Genomic DNA, 15,063 nt, shown 5'->3' on the forward strand with positions numbered 1-15,063 from the left:
CTTGAGGGAGTCCCAACCGCCCCCTGGAGCACACTTCTCGGAGAACCACCGTGCGAAGGCGTGTTGCAGCTCAGCGCTTACCGGAAGCTGGTCGAACTCGAAGGTGTCGATGTTTCCTTTCTTGTCGCGATGCTCGACTTTCAGCCCATCGTGCTGACGAGGGGCTGGCCGGTGATGTGACTCCGTCGGCAACGCGGCCTTCCGCCCTCGCCGGCTCACAGGACTGCCCAATCATCGCGCAGGTCCTGAATCCGGCTAGTTTCCGCTGCGAGTTGGGCGAGAATCCAGGATACGTCGTCAACTGCCGAGTCAGTCGAGTCGTCTGATGCTCGCCCAGGCGTGGCAATCAGAGAGTGCAATTGCAGGTCGGAAACGGGTGCCAGATAGATCTTGCGGGTGGTTTCGACGTCCGCGTGCCCGAGTAGGTCCTGGACCATGCGCCACGGATCTCCATAAAGGAGAAGGAAGTCCCGGCGCTCTTGAGGTGTCAGGCCGAGACGGACGTCCATGACATGGTGAAGCACAACCAGCATGTAGAGAGCGAAAGAATGCCGACACATGTGTGGGGTGCAGAAAGGAGGTTCAGCGATCGTTTTGGCCAGAACCTTCTGGCACCGGTCCGTAGCGGTGCGGAATATTCCCTCCCACGACGACGGCTGAAACGGTAGCCCTGACTCGTTGAGCCATACCCAAAGAGGCTCGGGACCGTCGGGTCCTTCCGTGAAAAGAAGAGCCCGCTCTTCGACACCTGCCTGTGCCAGTGCCGTCTTTCCGACCGTTCCGTCACGGTCGCGCCAGTGGAGAACCTTCATGCGGTGCCCCGAGACCGAAGTCACAAGACGCAGCTGCGGAAGTCTTTCATACCTTCCCTGACGTTGGGCCCGGCGGATGCTTGCCGCCCGGGTCGATTCACAGTACGTCTCTATCTCACCCACGACCGGGCTCGCGACGTAAAAGGTTCGAGCACGTTTCGACTTCGTTACCACCGGAGCAAGCCGACTTGCATAGTACCGGCGCTCGTCCATCGTCAAATTCGGGATCTCCAGTGTCAGTAGAGAGGCCCCCTCGGTAAGCCGAACCCCGGACGAGAACAACAGATTGGCGAAGGCCGAATTTCGATCCGCCAAGCGACCAGCCCAGGCCGCGTCGGGAACCCCGTCGGCAGAGAACCCGCGCAAGCCAACGTCTACCCACCGACGGAACGTCCTGGGCGTCAGCCAGCGCACATTACTGGACCTCGCGTCTTTGGCCCGGGCGGCAGGCACCTCCACGATCTGCCCGTGCCGCCCGATCGCCTCACGCGTCTCAATCGGACTCACGGACACGTACTGCTGCTTGACCGCCCACGAGTACAAGCGACCCAAAGCAGCGAGGCCACGGTTCCAACGTGCGCCGCCGACCTTCTCCGGATTGCGAATAGACCTCGTCCGCCAGTCCTCAAAGTCCCACAGATCGCTGGAAGTTGCCTCATCCCAGTTCTTGCCCCGGACCCACAGGAAATCGAAGAAGACGCAATAGTCGGTCGTATAGTTCCGCTTTGACTCCGGCTCAAGCCGGGAAAACGACGAACGGGCCAGAAACTGGCTCAGCCGTCCGTCGACCTGGCAGTTGGGCGACAACAGAATCGGAGTCCCTGGCCGGATCCCCGCACGTGTCTCGCGCTCCTCCAAGTCCTCCCAGCCGCCCAGCGCCGACACTCGGGTCGCCTCGACGACCCGCCTCGCCGACACCCAGTAGACACGCCACCCTGACACCACGAACCTCCCTGCTGACCTGCTTCAACACGCAGATTCAACAGGGAATTCAGCACGATCCCTTCCACACCGGACACCTCGGTCCATGACGTTAGCCACTCCTGGGTGGTCTTCACCTCGCTGGTCTGGGGGCAGAGCGTCCACGGCGCGGTCAGCCGGTGTCTGGTGAAGAGCTCCTCCAGGGCCGCGCGCCGGGCGGCGTACGGTTCGCGGAGCAGCTCGGTGCCGTCGATCTGGAGTACGTCGAAGGCGATGAAGTGTGCGGGGAGCCCCTCGGCGAGCCGCTGGGCGGTTCGTCCGCTGGAGGCAGCCCGGCGTTGCAGCGCCTCGAACGACAGCTGGTCTCCACCCCAGACGACCAGCTCGCCGTTTATGTGAGTTGCCGCTCGTGTCTCATGCCAAGCCCAAGTAGGGCGCGGTGATGTGCATTTCCTGTGTCACCACTCCTGCAGCTGCTGGCGACAGGAGGCTGCCTGCTGGACCATCCCGATTTGCTCATACAGCGCGGCTGCCTCTGCCAGAGTGCGGCGCCCGGTCCGCGTATCGCCGCGCTGGCAGGCAGCGTCCGCCAGGAGCCATAGGGCGGTGGCTTCTCCGCTCGGATTGCCGAGGGAGCGGTGGATGGTGAGGGCTTGGCTGGCGAGTTCCTCGGCCGTGTCGAGGTCGCCGCGCTGGCGGGCGGCATCTGCCAGGAGCCCGAGTGCGCTAGCTTCTCCGAGCTGGTTGCCGAGGGTGCGGTTGAGGGCGAGGGCCTGGTCGGCGAGTTCTCTGGCCCGGCCGGGGTCGTCGCGCCGGAGGGCGGCATCCGCCAGGAGCCCGAGTGCACTGATTTCTCCGAGCCGGTTGCCGAGGGTGCGGTGGAGGGCGAGTGCCTGGCTGAGGAGTTCCTCGGCCGTGTCGAGGTCGCCGCGCTGGCGGGCGGCATCTGCCAGGAACCCGAGCGCGGCGGCTTCTCCGCGTTGGTAGCCGAGGGTGCGGTGGATGGTGAGGGCTTGGCTAGCAAGTTCCTCCGCCCGGTGCAGATCGGTGCGCTGGAGAGCGGCGTACGCCAGGAGCCCCAGGATGTTGGCTTCTCCGAGCCGGTTGCCGAGGGTGCGGTGGAGGGCGAGTGCCTGGTTGGCGAGTTCCTCGGCCGTGTCGAGGTCGCCGCGCTGGCGGGCGGCATCTGCCAGGAGCCCCAGGATGTTGGCCTTTCCGCGTTGGTCGCGGAGGGTGCAAAAGAGGGCGAGGGCCTGGTTAGCGAACTCCTCCGCTCGGCCAGGGTTGGTGCGCTGGAGAGCGGCGTGCGCCAGGGTCTCCTGCATGTTGGCTTCTCCGCGTCGGTCGCCGAGGGTGCGGTGGAGGGCGAGTGCCTGGTTGGCGAGTTCCTCGGCCGTGTCGAGGTCGGCGCGCTCACCGGCGGCATCAGCCAGCACCTCTAGGGCGGCGGCTTCCCCATGCCGGTCGCCGATGGCGCGATAGACGGTGAGGGCGGCTGCTGGATCGCGTAATGCGATGGCCTGTGCGTGCAACTGAGAGTGGTTGAGCTGAGCGGCAAGACCCTCCGCAGCGGCTTGTTGCCTGTCGGCGAGTTCGCGCTGGTGGGCTGATTCAGCGCGCTGCGTGAGAGACATGCTGGTCGTCGGCGCGGCGGATGGCGCAGCAGCATTGACCTCTGGAGTGGGCGACTGACGTCCGATGCCCGACGGTGCCCACACTGCTCGGCGGCCGGCGAGGTTGGCATCGGTCAGAAGTAGTTGGACCATACAGCCCTGGTCTGGGCAACGTCGGGCTGCGGTAAGGCCACGGCGAGTGTGTTGGCGGGCCTGCTCCAAATCCCAGGAGCTGTAAGCAACGAGGGCCAGGACGTCGTGAGCGAGGGCTGTGTGATGGTCGCTGGTCTTCGACTGCTCCAGGACGTGGAGGGCATAGGCGGCAGCCTCGTCATGGTCGTTCAGAGCGTAAGCGGTACGGGTACGCAGGAGGAGCATGTCGCCAGGGAGGGCGCCGGGCAGTGGGTACGCGGACAGCGCCTCTGCGACTGCGGCTGCGACCGTGAGCGTGCCAGTGTCCACCTCGCTGAGGGCCTCGTTCGTTGTGGGATCGGGCTGGGCGGTGGGAGATGTTTCGGGGAGTGCTGCGAGGAGTGTGTGGGCCCGGAGTGCGTCGCCGGTTGCCAGCACGGCTTCAGCGAGAGCCACCCGAAGCGCGTAGGTGTCACCGTCGGCGGTTGTTCCACGCTGCGTTCCCTCCAAGACCTCTGACCCGTGCGTGTGCGGTGTGGTTGCGGTGGTCCAATGGGTGACGGCGTCTTGGTAGCGGGGCCGCTTCCAGGCGGTGTGGCCTGCGAGGCGGGCTGCTGTGCGGACTGCCTCACTGTGGCCGTCAAGGGACTCGTAGAGGGCGAGGGCCTGTTCGGCGTGGTGTTGCGCGGCGGGGTAGCGGGCGCGCTGGAAGTCCAGCAGGCTGCTGGCGAGGTGAGCGTCGGCGAAGACCGCGGACAGTGTGTCCGAAGGGCCGGGGACGGCTAGGGCGGCGTCGGCCAGCGCCTGGATCCGCAGCGTGTCCAGCGGCTGGGTACTCAGCGCGCGGGTCAGGCGGGCGGTCCACGCGGCGCTGTGTCGGTCGTCGCCGGTGGCGAAGCGGTGGTGGGCAGCGTGCAAGGACCATCGGTTGTCTACGGCGAGGGCTTCGTGGTAGTCGGCAGCCGCACGGTGCAGGGACGGAAGGACGCGTTCGGGCGGTGGCCGCCGTGCGTCGTGATCGCGCGCGGCCTCCAGGAGCCAGTTGCGCAAAACGGTGTGCACTCTCCACTGCCCGGTATCTGCGTCCAGGGGACGGATGTAGGAGCTGTGTTCCACGCGGGCGAAGGCGGCTCGGCCCGCCGCTTCGTTAGAGCCGCCGTCGCGTGCCACGGTAAGCAGGACGTCAGGAGTGAAGATTTCCAGGACGGCGGCGGCGTACAGCAGGCGCAAGGTGCCGTCGCTGATCCGCTCCAGGACGTGGCTGCGCAGCCATGCCCTGCGGGCCGGACCTGCCTGCTCGGCCAGGCCAGCGACCAACGCCCCGAACGCGGACGCCGGCTCGCGGCCGTCGGTGAGGATGTCCATGAGCCAGCTGATCTCGACGGGCAGCCCTCCTGCGGCGTCGGTCACCGCCACCGCGGCCTGGGCATCGACGGACAGGCCACGGCGGGCGAGGTACCTGCCGGTGTCCTTGGGTGCCCACGGCTCCAGCTCCACCCGGGCGATCCGGCCGAGGTCACGACCGTCGGCTGCCACCGAAGCGGGAGCGGTGGTACCGGCGAGCACCACACGAAGTCCCGGCATCTGGTCCAATAACTCCTCAAGGACGGTGACGAACCAGCTGGCGACACCGTAGGGGCGTCCGGGACGGGGCTGCTCGACGGCGACATCGTCGAAGTAGGCCAGCAACTCGCTGGTGTCGACCAGCAGCAGCAGCTGGCGCCGCCGCACCGCGCGGGCCACCTTGAGTAGCTGGCCGGTCCACTGTCTGCGCCGCTCGCCCTGCGTGAGGGGCCCGGCGGACACCTGCACAGGGGAGTGGCTGATATGGCCACCGAACCCGGCCCATTGCCGCACATTGACCCGCCACGGCCGCACGCTGCCGATTACCGCAGCCTTCTGCCGCAGCCAGCGCCTGCGCCACCACGGCGCCACTGCGGCCAACCTGCCGCCGACCTGGCGCAGCAGTTCCAGCGCGGCATCCTCCCCGCCCTCGGCCCGCACCACCATTCCCGACACCAGTACCTCGGCGTCGACCACCGCGCACGCCCAGCGGCTCGGCGGATGTGCAACCAGGCGGGCCAGTACGGTGGACTTGCCCATCCCCGACACACCCGTCAGCACGAGGAACCGCCCCGTGCCGCCCTCGGCCACCAGGGCGTCAACAGCTCTCAGCGCTGCCTCACGGTCGGTGAACAGCTCTCCGACATCTCTCATGCCCACCCCAGACCGCGCATCTCTCCATCTTCACAGCTTCTATGCCGGTAATCTGACATAAAGTCAGGCGCTGCAGAGGGTGAACAACGTGGAGAGTCTGACAGCCCGGCGACGACGGCACGAGGCGAAAGGCCATCATGGTGACAACGATGCAGAAGACCGTGGCCGTCGGAGGCGTTCTCACTACGGTCGCGACCGGCGTGGTCACCAACCAGATCACCGATCAGTGGAGTTGGACCTGGGCCGCAGCCCTGGCCGTCCTGGTCGCAGCTGGGGCCTGGCTGGCAGTCCTGACACTCGGTGGCAGCTCCTCCACCGGCCGCACCCGGCATCACATCCGTGCCGACCACAACGGCCGTATCGAGGCGTCTGGGGCCACCGGCCGCGACGGAGCCGTCATCGAGCAGACCGCGACGCGGGGCGGCACCATCACCGGATCCCCCGTCTCCGCCCGCAACGCCGACGTCGAGCAGACCACCGACCATGGCGGCCAGATCACGGACTCTCCCAGCGATATCCGGTAGCCACCCTCGGGCATCCCACCCGGCGCCCAGCGCGACACCCCCGACCTGAGACACAGCATCAGGTCACATAACGCCGTCAAGGACCAGTCCCTCCGGCAGTCGGTCGGCAGCACGGGCCAGGTCGGGGAAGCGGGACTGGATGAGGCTGCCTCGGCGGGACTGGATCAGCACGGGGCCGGGCCCCGGGAACGGGGTGAAGACCAGCGCCCGGTAGCCGTCGAACTTCGGCTGCACGACCAGGTCACCGGGCAGAGTGCCTGGCGTGGGCAGCTGGTCGCGGGCGTAGGCGCGGGCCAGCATCGGTTCCACCGGCGGTCGCAGCACCATACGCCCGGTCTACGGTCTGGCCGCCGAAGGCGCGACTTGAGCTGGCCCGGTCAGGAGTTATCCACAGGCACGAGCGGGGACCGGCGGCGGTCTCTACCGTGGTGCTCCAGCCGATCATGAGGACGGGGCAGCCGATGATGTACAGGGTGGATCTGGCGGTCCGGGTGGAGGATGCGCTGGACGAGCTTCCCGAGGAGGGTCGGCGCGAGGTGTTGGAGATGATCGCCGCGATCCTGGTCCGGAAAGAGTCCTGGCCGGCAGCGGGTGGATGGGACGTGCGGTTCGCAGCCCGGTCGTGGGTGGCGTTCACCGCGTACAGCGACGGGATCGACGTGTACGACCTGGGCTGGGCAGGCTGAGCACGACAGCCCACCCCCGTCCTGCGGGCCTCCAAATGCCCTGCACATCCCCCACGCCGCGAGGGCGGCGTGCGCCAGTGCTTGTCGTGAGCAGGATCCGGGGACTGGATACGCGCCAGGCCCCCGAGAGTGCGCGTCTCGGGGGCCTGGGTGTAGGGGGAAGGGTCGGTCAGTTGGTGTCGGTGTTCTCGTCCTGCTGGGGCTCGGGGGTCGTGCGGCGGTGTGTGGCGACGACTGCGGCGATGCCGCCGACGAGCAGGACGCCGGCGCCACCGATCAGCCATGGGGTGGCGTCGGCTCCCGTGCGGGCGAGGGAGCCTGCCGGGGCCGACGGCGACGCCGACTCCGCCCCGTCCCTGGCAGGGGTGAGCGAGGACTCGCTGGCCCGAGTGCCGGTTGCCGTCAGCTTCGGCTTCGACCCGCCGGAGGTGCTCTCCGACGGCGTGTCGGTCTGCTTACCCGAGGGCGGCCTGGTCGGGGTGGGCTGGGACTTGGGGGCGGTCTTGGCGTTGGTGATCGTGACGGTGACCGGAGACCCGGGCCCGGCGGTGAAGGTCTTCGCCTGTGTGTAAGGGTCGTAGCCCGCAGGAGCTGTGACCTGTTTGACCCAGAATTCGGCCCTGCGGTTGAGCACGGGGAGTTCTCCGGTGGTGGTGCCCTTGTGGCCGGTGGTCAGGGTGAGCAGGGTCGTGTCGCCGCTGCCGATGTTCACCGTGGAGCCGGGCAGCAGCTTGCCGGTCTTGTTGTCCCGGGCCTTGAGGGTGACGTGGGCGGGCTTGATTGGGTCGACGACCGTCACCCGGGCGGTGGCGCCGGGGGTGACGATGACGTCCTGGTCGGCCGCGGTGTCGTGCAGTGGGCTGCCGCTGGAGATTTCTTTGAGGCGGTAGACGCCCGGCGCGAGGTCGGAGAAGGTCAGTTTCCCCTGTGCGTCGGTCTTGCCGCGTCCGGCTTCTTGGCCGGCGGAGTCGAGCAGGAGGAACGTGGCGCCGGGGAGCACGTCCCCGGCCGGGTCCTTGGTGGTGATCTCGACGCTGCCCGGGTCTGGGGCCGGTGTCTGGGCGGGGGCCGAGGGGGTGGGTTCGGAGGGCTGGGCGCTCGCGGCCGGTGCCCAGGTGAGGGTGCCGGTCACCGCGACGGCGACGGCGGCGGATCGGACGAAGCGTGCGTGCACGAGGAGGAGGACTCCTTGGGTCAGCGGGTGGGGAAGGTCAGCGGGTTCGGCCGGCAACTGGGGCGGGAGGTGGCGGGGCGACAGGTGTGCTGCCGTGAGGCTGCTTGGGTGTCGTGGTGGCGATGTAGAGGGCGCTGCGGGTGTGGACGGGGACGTCCTGGACGGTGCGGTGCAGTGGCTCGGTGGAGATCAGCGAGGTGGTGAAGGCCGTGACGAGCGTGGTGGGCGTGCCGAACGAGAAGCGGGCCGTCCAGTGCGGCTCGCTGGGGTATCCGCCCCAGGCCCGCCAGGCCGGCCCGCTGGAGTCGCTGATGGCGTAGCGGTGGCGTACGACGCCGAGTCCTTCCGGGGCGAGGAACGTCTGTGTGCCGTCGGTCTTGACGTCGTGGCTCCACCCGCGGGTGAGCAGCGACGCATACGCCTCGTGCGGTGCCGTCTCGTCCCGGAACAGCCGGTCGTGGTCGCTGTGCCGGTCTTCGAGGTAGAGGTCGAGCAGTTCGGTGTGGACGTCGTGCAGCAGCTCGACGGGGGTGGTGGCATCGAAGGTGATCCGCCAGGCCGGCGGGGTGAACGGGGCCCGGTGGGCGCTGACGGTCCAGGTGCCCTTGCCGCGCTGGTCGGGCTGGGGGTCGTAGGTCGTCTGCAGTCGCAGGCACGGGCTGAACGCCGTGGCCGTGCCGTCGTCGGTCTGGGCGAACGTCCAGCCCTCGTCGTAGGGGAAGGCCCATGCGGTACGCGGGTCGACGGCGCCGGGCCCGGCGAGGTGGCGGGGAAGGACCTGCACAGTCTGGGCCGGGTCGAGGTTTACAAAGGGGTGGATCATCGGGGGCAGGGCTCCTGCTGGAAGAGTGCGGAATGCCGGGGCGCGCGGCGGGGGTGCGGCTCAGCGGGCGCGGGCGCCACTGCGGGTGACGGGCATGGCGAGGGACGTGTGCGCGGACCGGCCTGCGGCGCGGCTCGGCGTGGACGCGGTCCAGGCGCCGGGGAACCAGACGGCGGTGTACTGCTCGATGGCCTCGTGCAGCCCGGTGGTGACGGCTCCCTCCCACGGGGGCCGTCCGGGGCGGTGGTATGTGTCGAAGGTGCCGTGGTGCTTGGTGTTCGGCCGGGTGTTGGTCGCTTCGTCGCGGCGGTGGAACGTGCCGTGGTCGAGGAAGCTGAGGGCGACGGCGTCAGTCTCGCCGTGCTCCGGGTGGACGACCGCCAGGCGCAGGCCGCCGTAGGTGTCCGCGTGGATGGTGCGGGTGAAATCGATGCGCAGCCGCAGCGGTGCGCCGGGGACGGGGGCGGCGAAGTAGGTGTTGCCCACGACGGTGCTGTCGTGGAAGGGGAGGCACAGCTCGGCGAAGAACTCGGGGGCCTGCAGGGACAAGAGGGGTCTCCGGTAGGGGGCGGGCCGGGTCTATCGGCGTGGACCGGGCAGGGCCGGTCGGCTGGTGGTGCTCCAGCGCGGGACGCTGGCCGCGGGGAGCGCGGCCGGGCGGGACGAGAGTGCCCGCTGCACGTCGAGCGGGGTGGGGGCCGGCGGTCCGGGTGGAAGGATCGGGGTGAGCTGGGCCATGCCCTTGATGTAGCTGAAGGTCTCCTCGCGCCACCGGGGCAGCGGAGCCGGATCGGCGACGCACTCGGTGACGGCGGTGAGCAGGGCGACGGGCGTGTCGGTGCTGGCCGTGGCGTACCAGACGGGCTGGTCGATGGACTTGCCCGCCCACAGCTGCCAGCGGGCGTCACGTGTGGTCAGTTCGGTTTCCGGATCGAGGTCGCCGGTGGTGAACTCCATTCCGGCGTGTCCGTCCGGGGCCTGGACCGCGAAGACGCCCCAGCGCGGACGGTCGATCTCCCAGCCCTGTTTCAGGAGCGGGACGACGGCGAGGAAGGGGTCGTGCTCGTCGGTCCCGGAGACCGGCCGGGCGAGGTAGGTGTCCGGACCCTGCTCGTACGCCGTGGCGAGGACGGTGGTGAACGCCTGGACGAACTCGGTGGGGACGCGGTCGTTGAAACAGACGCCCCACGCCGGCGTGCCGAACGAGTCCTTGTAGGCGTTGATACGCCACAGCCCGTCGTCCTCACCCTCGGGCAGGTAGCCCAGGCGAACGCGCCGGTCGGGAGCGCTCAGGTACACGTTGGAGTCCTCGTCGTACCGAAGGTCCCAGCCGAGGCCGAGCAGCGGGGCGAGAGCGGGGTCGCCAGTCCCGGTGGTGGAGGCGAGATGGCGCGGGGAGACGTAGACGTCGCCGTAGATCTCATTGGTGTCGGGCACGAAAGTCCAGGGGGTCGGGGCGGTGGTGGGTGGCGCGGCATGAGTGTCAGGCGCAGTGGTTGTTGACCGGGGCGGGCAGCAACTGCTCTTCCAGATCTGTGGGTTGGCCGGTGTAGTGCAGGGTGCGCAGGCCCAGTTCGGCGGCGGCCTGGCAGTTGTCTTCGCGGTCGTCGACGAACAGCACGCGTGCTGGGTCGACGATGCCGGTGGCGGCCAGGGCGTGTTCGTACGCGGCCGGGTCGGGCTTGCACCGGCCCAGGCGGGCGGAGTACAGGGCGTCATCCATCAGCTCGCGCCGCCAGTCGGTGGCGTCCAGGACGTTGCTGAGGTGGGCCGGGGCGTTGGAGAGCAGCACCATCGTCAGCCCCGCGGCCCGGGCGCGGTACAGGATGTCGAGGACGCGCGGGTCGGTGCGGGTCCACATGGCGGTGTCGGCATCGCGCAGGGTGCGCAGCCACCGCGGGCCGGGGTGGTGTCCGAGCACCTTGGCCCAGTAGGCCAGATCGCTCAGTTCCCCTGCGTCGTACGCGTTGCGGGGAGCCCAGAAGGCGTCCTGGAAAGAGGGGAGATGCCGGTCGGGCCACTCGGCGAGGTCGGCGAGACGGGTCCACATAGCGGTGCCGGGCTGCAGGCCCAAAACCCCGTTGTAGTCGAGGATCAGGGCGTCCACACCGTTCGGGGAGACAGATGTGCTGGTCAAGGGGTGAGTTTCTCCAGGGCTTTGGGGGTGAGGGCGGCGACTGCGCCAGCGAGGAGGGCGGGCAGCAGCAGTGCAATCGGCAGAGCGGTGACGGTGGCGAGGGCACCGATCAGGGCGGGGCCCGCGAGCAGGCCGACGTAGCCGGTGACCGCGACGGTGGCGACCGCGCGGGGGCCGCCGATGCCGGCGGCGGTGATCAGGCTGGGGATCGTGATGGACAGCCCCAGGCCGAAGGCCGTCCAGCCGAGCAGGGCGAAGGCGATGGTGGAGCCGGCCAGTCCGGTGGCGAGGCCGAGCGCGGCCAGTGCGGCACCAGTGCGGACGACGCCGATCGCGCCGAAGCGGGCGGTGAGCCGGTCTCCGGCGAGACGGCCTGCGGCCATGGCGGCGCTGTAGGCGGCATACGCCGCAGCACTGGTTGCGGCCGTCGCGCCGAGGTCATGCAGGTGGACAGCCGCCCAGTCGGCAGCAGCTCCTTCACCCAGCAGCGTGGCAGCAGCAAGCGCACCCAGCAGCCACAATCGGCGCCGGGACAACCCCCTCTGCCCGTCCGAGCCCAGTGCACCACCGTGGTGGACGGGCTCGAGTGCCGGGCTGGCGACGGTGCGGGTGAGCCGCGTGGTCGCGCCTGCCGCCGCAGCGGCGCAAGCTGCCACCGCGGCAAACAGAACGGTGTGTGAGGTGTGAGCGGTGGCCGCGGCCAGCGCGGCACCGAGGAGGGCGCCGAGGCTGTAACTCGCGTGCAGCCGGCCCATGATGGGGCGGCCGTGAGCGTCCTGGCAGCGGACCGCCGCGGAATTGGCCGCGACGTCGAGGACGCCGTGCGCGACGCCGAAGGCGAACGCCGCCGCCAGGAGGCTCTCCAGACTGCGGCAGAACCCGAGGAGGGCAAGACAGGCGGCGAGGGCAACGGCACCGCCGGTCAGCAGCACGGGCAGACGGGCCGGGCTGGCGAGGCGTCCGCCCGCTTGGAGTCCGCCGACCATGCCGAAGGCGGCGGCCAGCAGGACCAGGGCAAGCCCAGCGGTACTCACCTCGGCGGCGTTCTGAACTGCGGGCATGCGCGCGCCCCAGACGGCCATCACCACACCCAGGCCGGCGAAGTACCCGGTCAGCAGGCGGCGGCTGCGCACCAGCTCGGGCGCCGCGGTCTGCCTCACGCGGCATGCTCCCCGGTAGTCAGGGCCGCCGGCGGGACCGGGGCAACCTGGACGTCGAGGGTGCGGTACACCTCCTGGGCGCGGGCTTCGGCAACGGCGGCGGTCGGCCCGGTGGTGATCAGAAAGCCGATACGGGCGGTGTACAGATCGCCGCCGTCCTGTGGCAGTACGAGCGGGTCGCCGACCTGTCGCTGGAAGCGCACACGCTCCACTCCCCCGGTCGCCTTCGTGACACGGCAGGCGGTGAGAGTGCCGGAGTAGGCGGGGTAGATGAAACGGATCGCCGCCCCCTGGTGGCGGGTGGGTCTTAGGTCGGGGGCACGTCCGCAGGCGATGTCGGCGGCGGCCCGCGCGAGGTCGACGCCGGTGGCCAGGCGGACGAGGTGGCCGATCATGTCGCCGCCCAGGCGTGCGTTGACCTCGATGAGCCGGGACCGGCCGCCGACCAGTCGTATCTCGACGTGCTGCACGCCGTCGGTGATTCCCAGGGCCTTGACGGCAGCAGCGGCGGTCGGTGCGACCTTCGCGAGGAGCGGATCGGCGGCGTCGACGGTGTGGCCGGTCTCGTCGAAGTAGGGTGCGGGGCCCAGGTTCTTGCGGGTCACGGCGACGGCGGTGGTGGTGCCGCGGTGGGTGACGCATTCGACGGAGACCTCCGGCCCGTCGAGGTACTCCTCGACCAGGACGCCCTTGTCCTCGCGGCTCCGGCTTGCGCCGACAGAGGCGAACTCGAAGGCGGCGGGCAGCTCTTCGGGCCGGTCGATCCGGATCACGCCGATGCTGCCGGCCGATGCGGCGGGCTTGATGACGGCGGGGAAGCCGAGGGTCCTCGTCGCCAGTTCAGCCTCCCGCAGGGTCCGGGCCGTCATCGACGCTGCCGACGGCACTCCGTGGCGGGCAAACAGCGTGCGGGCGGTGGCCTTGTTGCGGCAGGCCCGCATCACCTCGACGGAGTTCGCGGCCAGACCGAGCGCGCGGGCAAGGCGGGCGGTGGGGACGAGGTTCCATTCGTCCCAGGTGACGACGCCGGCAAGGTCGTGTCGTTCCGCCAGAGCCCGGCCGGCGGAGAGGAGCGCGGTGGTGTCGTTCAGATCGGCCACGGCGTGGTCGACGATGTGCGGCTTCTCCCACGACGGCTCGGCACCGGTCAGCAGGACGATGTCGTACGCCGCGGCCACCTGCTCAAGGCAGTAGCCGCGATCCGCCTCATCGCCCGGAGAGACGACGAGTACGAGGGGGCGAGCGGACAAGAAGGGGTTCTCCGAGTCGGTAGGCGGCAGGACGAGGGAAGAGAAAGGGGTGTCTCAGGCGGCCCGGCGGCGGCGCAGCTCGAACACGCCGGCCCAGTGGGGGTGGTCGTCGATCAGTCGGCGGGCGTAGAGGGCGGTGAAGTTGTTGTTCAGCCCGGCGACGCCGTAGGGGAGTTGGCGGCGCAGGTCTTCAAAGAGGTCCTTCAAGCTGACCCGTGTGGCGCCAGCGGCCAGGCGGCGGGCGGCCATGCGTTCCAGAGCGCGGTAGACGTGCGGGTTGTGTGCGTCGAAGACGTGGAACTGTTCGGTGATGGTGCGACCGCTCGCGCGGTTCGTCCCGAGGAAAGCGGTGGGCATGAGGTTCTCCACAGGCTGGGGGCGCAGCAGGGTCAGGTGCGCAGGGCGGGATCGGTGCGCAGGCGGGCGAAGGCGCAGAACAGGCCGAGGGCCTGCAGGGCGGCACAGACGGTGATGACGTGGCCCAGCGCGTCGGGCGGGGTGAGCGCGGTGAGCACGCCGGCGACGGGGAAGGGCAGCAGGAGGATGAGGATGGTCGCCGACAGGGTGCTGCCGAACTTCTCCGCTGGGATCAGGCGGGAGCGCAGGGTGCGCAGGACGACCGTCATGCCGCCGTCCGCCGCCATGAGGACCGCGACCAGGGCCAGGTAGGACAGGTAGTCGGGGGCCTGGGCGGCGGCGAGACAGGCGAGCGAGGCGAGGGCGGCGCAGACTGCGCCGACCGGCCACAGGCCCAGGCGGTCGATCGCGAACCGGCAGATGGTGACGGCCAAGAGGGTGGCCGCCGCGGCGGCGGACCAGACCAGGCCGACGGCAGTGGTGGACTGCCCGAAGTACTCAACGACGATCACGGGACCGGCCGCTTGGAGAAGTCCGGTGGCCAGGTTGGACAGGGTCAGCCCGGTCACGAGCCAGCCGAGCGCGGGAAGAGAGCGGATCGTGCGCCACCCGGTGAGGAGTCCGGCGCCGGACCGCGCCTTCGGCGCGCGGGCCGGGGCGACGGGTGAGGAGGGTGTACGCAGGGCGAGCAGCGCGGCGAGAAGGGAGAGCACGGTGATCACCGCGAGCATCGGCGGCGGCCCGGCGAGCAGGAGTACCCCTGCGAGGGCTGGGCCGGCCAGGGTCGAGGTCTGGTCGATGCCGAGCAGGACGGCCTGGACGCGGTGGGCCCGCTTTCCCGCTCGGCGGCCGGCGGCGGCGCCCGCCGTCTCGGCCGCGATGTAACTGAACTCGGTGAGCACGCCGGTCGTCGCCGCGAGCACCATCACGGTCGCCGTCGCCGCGGTGCCGGACGGGTGGAGGTGGAGCAGGACCGCGCCGACGGCGAGGGCCAGCGCGCGCCCCAGGGAGGCGAGGTGGAAGACGACGGCCGCCCCGCGCCGGTCGACGATCGATCCGGCCCACCCGAACGCCGCCAGCCGCGGGAGCCACTCCAGGGCGAACGCGGCCCCCGTCAGCGCGGCGGAGCGCGTGGTGGCCAGGACCATCAGTGGGATGCCGTAGGTGGACATCGCGAACGCGAGAGCGTCCGCCGTGCGCGGCAGGTAGATGCTGCGCATCAGCCCGGCGGCGTGGCGTGCATGCCGGGGCATCACA

General features: G+C 69.9%; 15 protein-coding genes. 2 read left to right on the forward strand and 13 right to left on the reverse strand.

Annotated elements, in window-relative coordinates; translation table 11 throughout:
* Positions 1-215 precede the first annotated feature (215 nt).
* From F9278_RS15260 to F9278_RS15270, 3 genes are all read right to left on the reverse strand, one after another.
* Positions 216-1,697, reverse strand: a complete 1,482-nt coding sequence (locus F9278_RS15260) for a site-specific integrase (RefSeq protein ID WP_226966648.1) — start codon at positions 1,695-1,697, stop codon at positions 216-218.
* Complete coding sequence (locus F9278_RS47075) at positions 1,586-2,128, reverse strand: ATP-dependent DNA ligase (RefSeq protein ID WP_226967291.1); 543 nt, start codon at positions 2,126-2,128, stop codon at positions 1,586-1,588. The genes F9278_RS15260 and F9278_RS47075 overlap by 112 nt, the downstream gene beginning before the upstream one ends.
* Before the next feature lie 63 nt (positions 2,129-2,191).
* On the reverse strand, positions 2,192-5,695 hold the full coding sequence (locus F9278_RS15270; protein WP_152168820.1) for a tetratricopeptide repeat protein: 3,504 nt from the start codon (positions 5,693-5,695) through the stop codon (positions 2,192-2,194).
* A 149-nt stretch (positions 5,696-5,844) separates the two neighbouring features.
* Here F9278_RS15270 and F9278_RS15275 point away from each other — a divergent pair, with 149 nt between their 5' ends.
* On the forward strand, positions 5,845-6,219 hold the full coding sequence (locus F9278_RS15275) for a hypothetical protein (protein ID WP_152168821.1): 375 nt from the start codon (positions 5,845-5,847) through the stop codon (positions 6,217-6,219).
* Positions 6,220-6,282: 63 nt separating this feature from the next.
* Here F9278_RS15275 and F9278_RS15280 read toward each other — a convergent pair whose 3' ends face one another.
* A complete protein-coding gene (locus tag F9278_RS15280; protein ID WP_193241496.1) occupies positions 6,283-6,546 on the reverse strand; it encodes a DNA ligase-like domain-containing protein in 264 nt (87 codons plus the stop codon).
* 137 nt (positions 6,547-6,683) lie between these two features.
* Between F9278_RS15280 and F9278_RS15285 the strand changes: the two genes are divergently transcribed.
* A complete protein-coding gene (locus tag F9278_RS15285; protein ID WP_226967292.1) occupies positions 6,684-6,905 on the forward strand; it encodes a hypothetical protein in 222 nt (73 codons plus the stop codon).
* A gap of 169 nt (positions 6,906-7,074) precedes the next feature.
* On the opposite strand, the gene F9278_RS15290 is transcribed toward F9278_RS15285, so the two are convergent.
* From F9278_RS15290 to F9278_RS15330, 9 genes are read right to left on the reverse strand one after another with little or no spacing between them, the layout of a single operon-like run.
* Positions 7,075-8,079, reverse strand: coding sequence for an MSCRAMM family protein (locus F9278_RS15290; protein ID WP_152168823.1), 1,005 nt, complete (start codon positions 8,077-8,079; stop codon positions 7,075-7,077).
* A gap of 37 nt (positions 8,080-8,116) precedes the next feature.
* Positions 8,117-8,902, reverse strand: coding sequence for a DUF317 domain-containing protein (locus F9278_RS15295; RefSeq protein WP_152168824.1), 786 nt, complete (start codon positions 8,900-8,902; stop codon positions 8,117-8,119).
* 60 nt (positions 8,903-8,962) lie between these two features.
* Positions 8,963-9,451 carry a hypothetical protein gene (locus F9278_RS15300; RefSeq protein ID WP_152168825.1) on the reverse strand — a complete coding sequence of 163 codons (489 nt, stop codon included), beginning with the start codon at positions 9,449-9,451 and terminating at the stop codon, positions 8,963-8,965.
* Between the two features lie 30 nt (positions 9,452-9,481).
* Positions 9,482-10,339: a DUF317 domain-containing protein gene (locus F9278_RS15305; RefSeq protein ID WP_152168826.1), complete on the reverse strand. Its 858-nt coding sequence runs from the start codon at positions 10,337-10,339 to the stop codon at positions 9,482-9,484.
* A 46-nt stretch (positions 10,340-10,385) separates the two neighbouring features.
* The gene (locus F9278_RS15310; protein ID WP_152168827.1) at positions 10,386-11,039 is read right to left on the reverse strand and encodes an HAD family hydrolase; all 654 of its coding nucleotides are present in this window, start codon (positions 11,037-11,039) and stop codon (positions 10,386-10,388) included.
* Positions 11,036-12,199 carry an MFS transporter gene (locus F9278_RS15315; RefSeq protein WP_152168828.1) on the reverse strand — a complete coding sequence of 388 codons (1,164 nt, stop codon included), beginning with the start codon at positions 12,197-12,199 and terminating at the stop codon, positions 11,036-11,038. The genes F9278_RS15310 and F9278_RS15315 overlap by 4 nt, the downstream gene beginning before the upstream one ends.
* On the reverse strand, positions 12,196-13,449 hold the full coding sequence (locus F9278_RS15320) for an ATP-grasp domain-containing protein (protein WP_226966756.1): 1,254 nt from the start codon (positions 13,447-13,449) through the stop codon (positions 12,196-12,198). The genes F9278_RS15315 and F9278_RS15320 overlap by 4 nt, the downstream gene beginning before the upstream one ends.
* A gap of 54 nt (positions 13,450-13,503) precedes the next feature.
* On the reverse strand, positions 13,504-13,806 hold the full coding sequence (locus F9278_RS15325) for a hypothetical protein (RefSeq protein WP_152168829.1): 303 nt from the start codon (positions 13,804-13,806) through the stop codon (positions 13,504-13,506).
* Between the two features lie 32 nt (positions 13,807-13,838).
* Entirely contained in the window at positions 13,839-15,059 is a 1,221-nt protein-coding gene (locus tag F9278_RS15330; protein WP_404818890.1) for an MFS transporter, read from the reverse strand.
* Between the last annotated feature and the right edge of the window lie 4 nt (positions 15,060-15,063).

Origin of the sequence: Streptomyces phaeolivaceus, assembly GCF_009184865.1 — a bacterium.
In the GTDB taxonomy this organism is placed as follows: domain Bacteria; phylum Actinomycetota; class Actinomycetes; order Streptomycetales; family Streptomycetaceae; genus Streptomyces; species Streptomyces phaeolivaceus.

Excerpts from the sequence above, each read along its gene's own strand:
- F9278_RS15325 (WP_152168829.1), bottom strand. The coding sequence starts at position 13,806 with ATGCCCACCGCTTTCCTCGGGACGAACCGCGCGAGCGGTCGCACCATC.
- F9278_RS15285 (WP_226967292.1), top strand. The coding sequence starts at position 6,684 with ATGTACAGGGTGGATCTGGCGGTCCGGGTGGAGGATGCGCTGGACGAG.
- F9278_RS15270 (WP_152168820.1), bottom strand. The coding sequence starts at position 5,695 with ATGAGAGATGTCGGAGAGCTGTTCACCGACCGTGAGGCAGCGCTGAGA.
- F9278_RS15330 (WP_404818890.1), bottom strand. The coding sequence starts at position 15,059 with ATGCCCCGGCATGCACGCCACGCCGCCGGGCTGATGCGCAGCATCTAC.
- F9278_RS15295 (WP_152168824.1), bottom strand. The coding sequence starts at position 8,902 with ATGATCCACCCCTTTGTAAACCTCGACCCGGCCCAGACTGTGCAGGTC.
- F9278_RS15280 (WP_193241496.1), bottom strand. The coding sequence starts at position 6,546 with ATGGTGCTGCGACCGCCGGTGGAACCGATGCTGGCCCGCGCCTACGCC.
- F9278_RS15275 (WP_152168821.1), top strand. The coding sequence starts at position 5,845 with ATGCAGAAGACCGTGGCCGTCGGAGGCGTTCTCACTACGGTCGCGACC.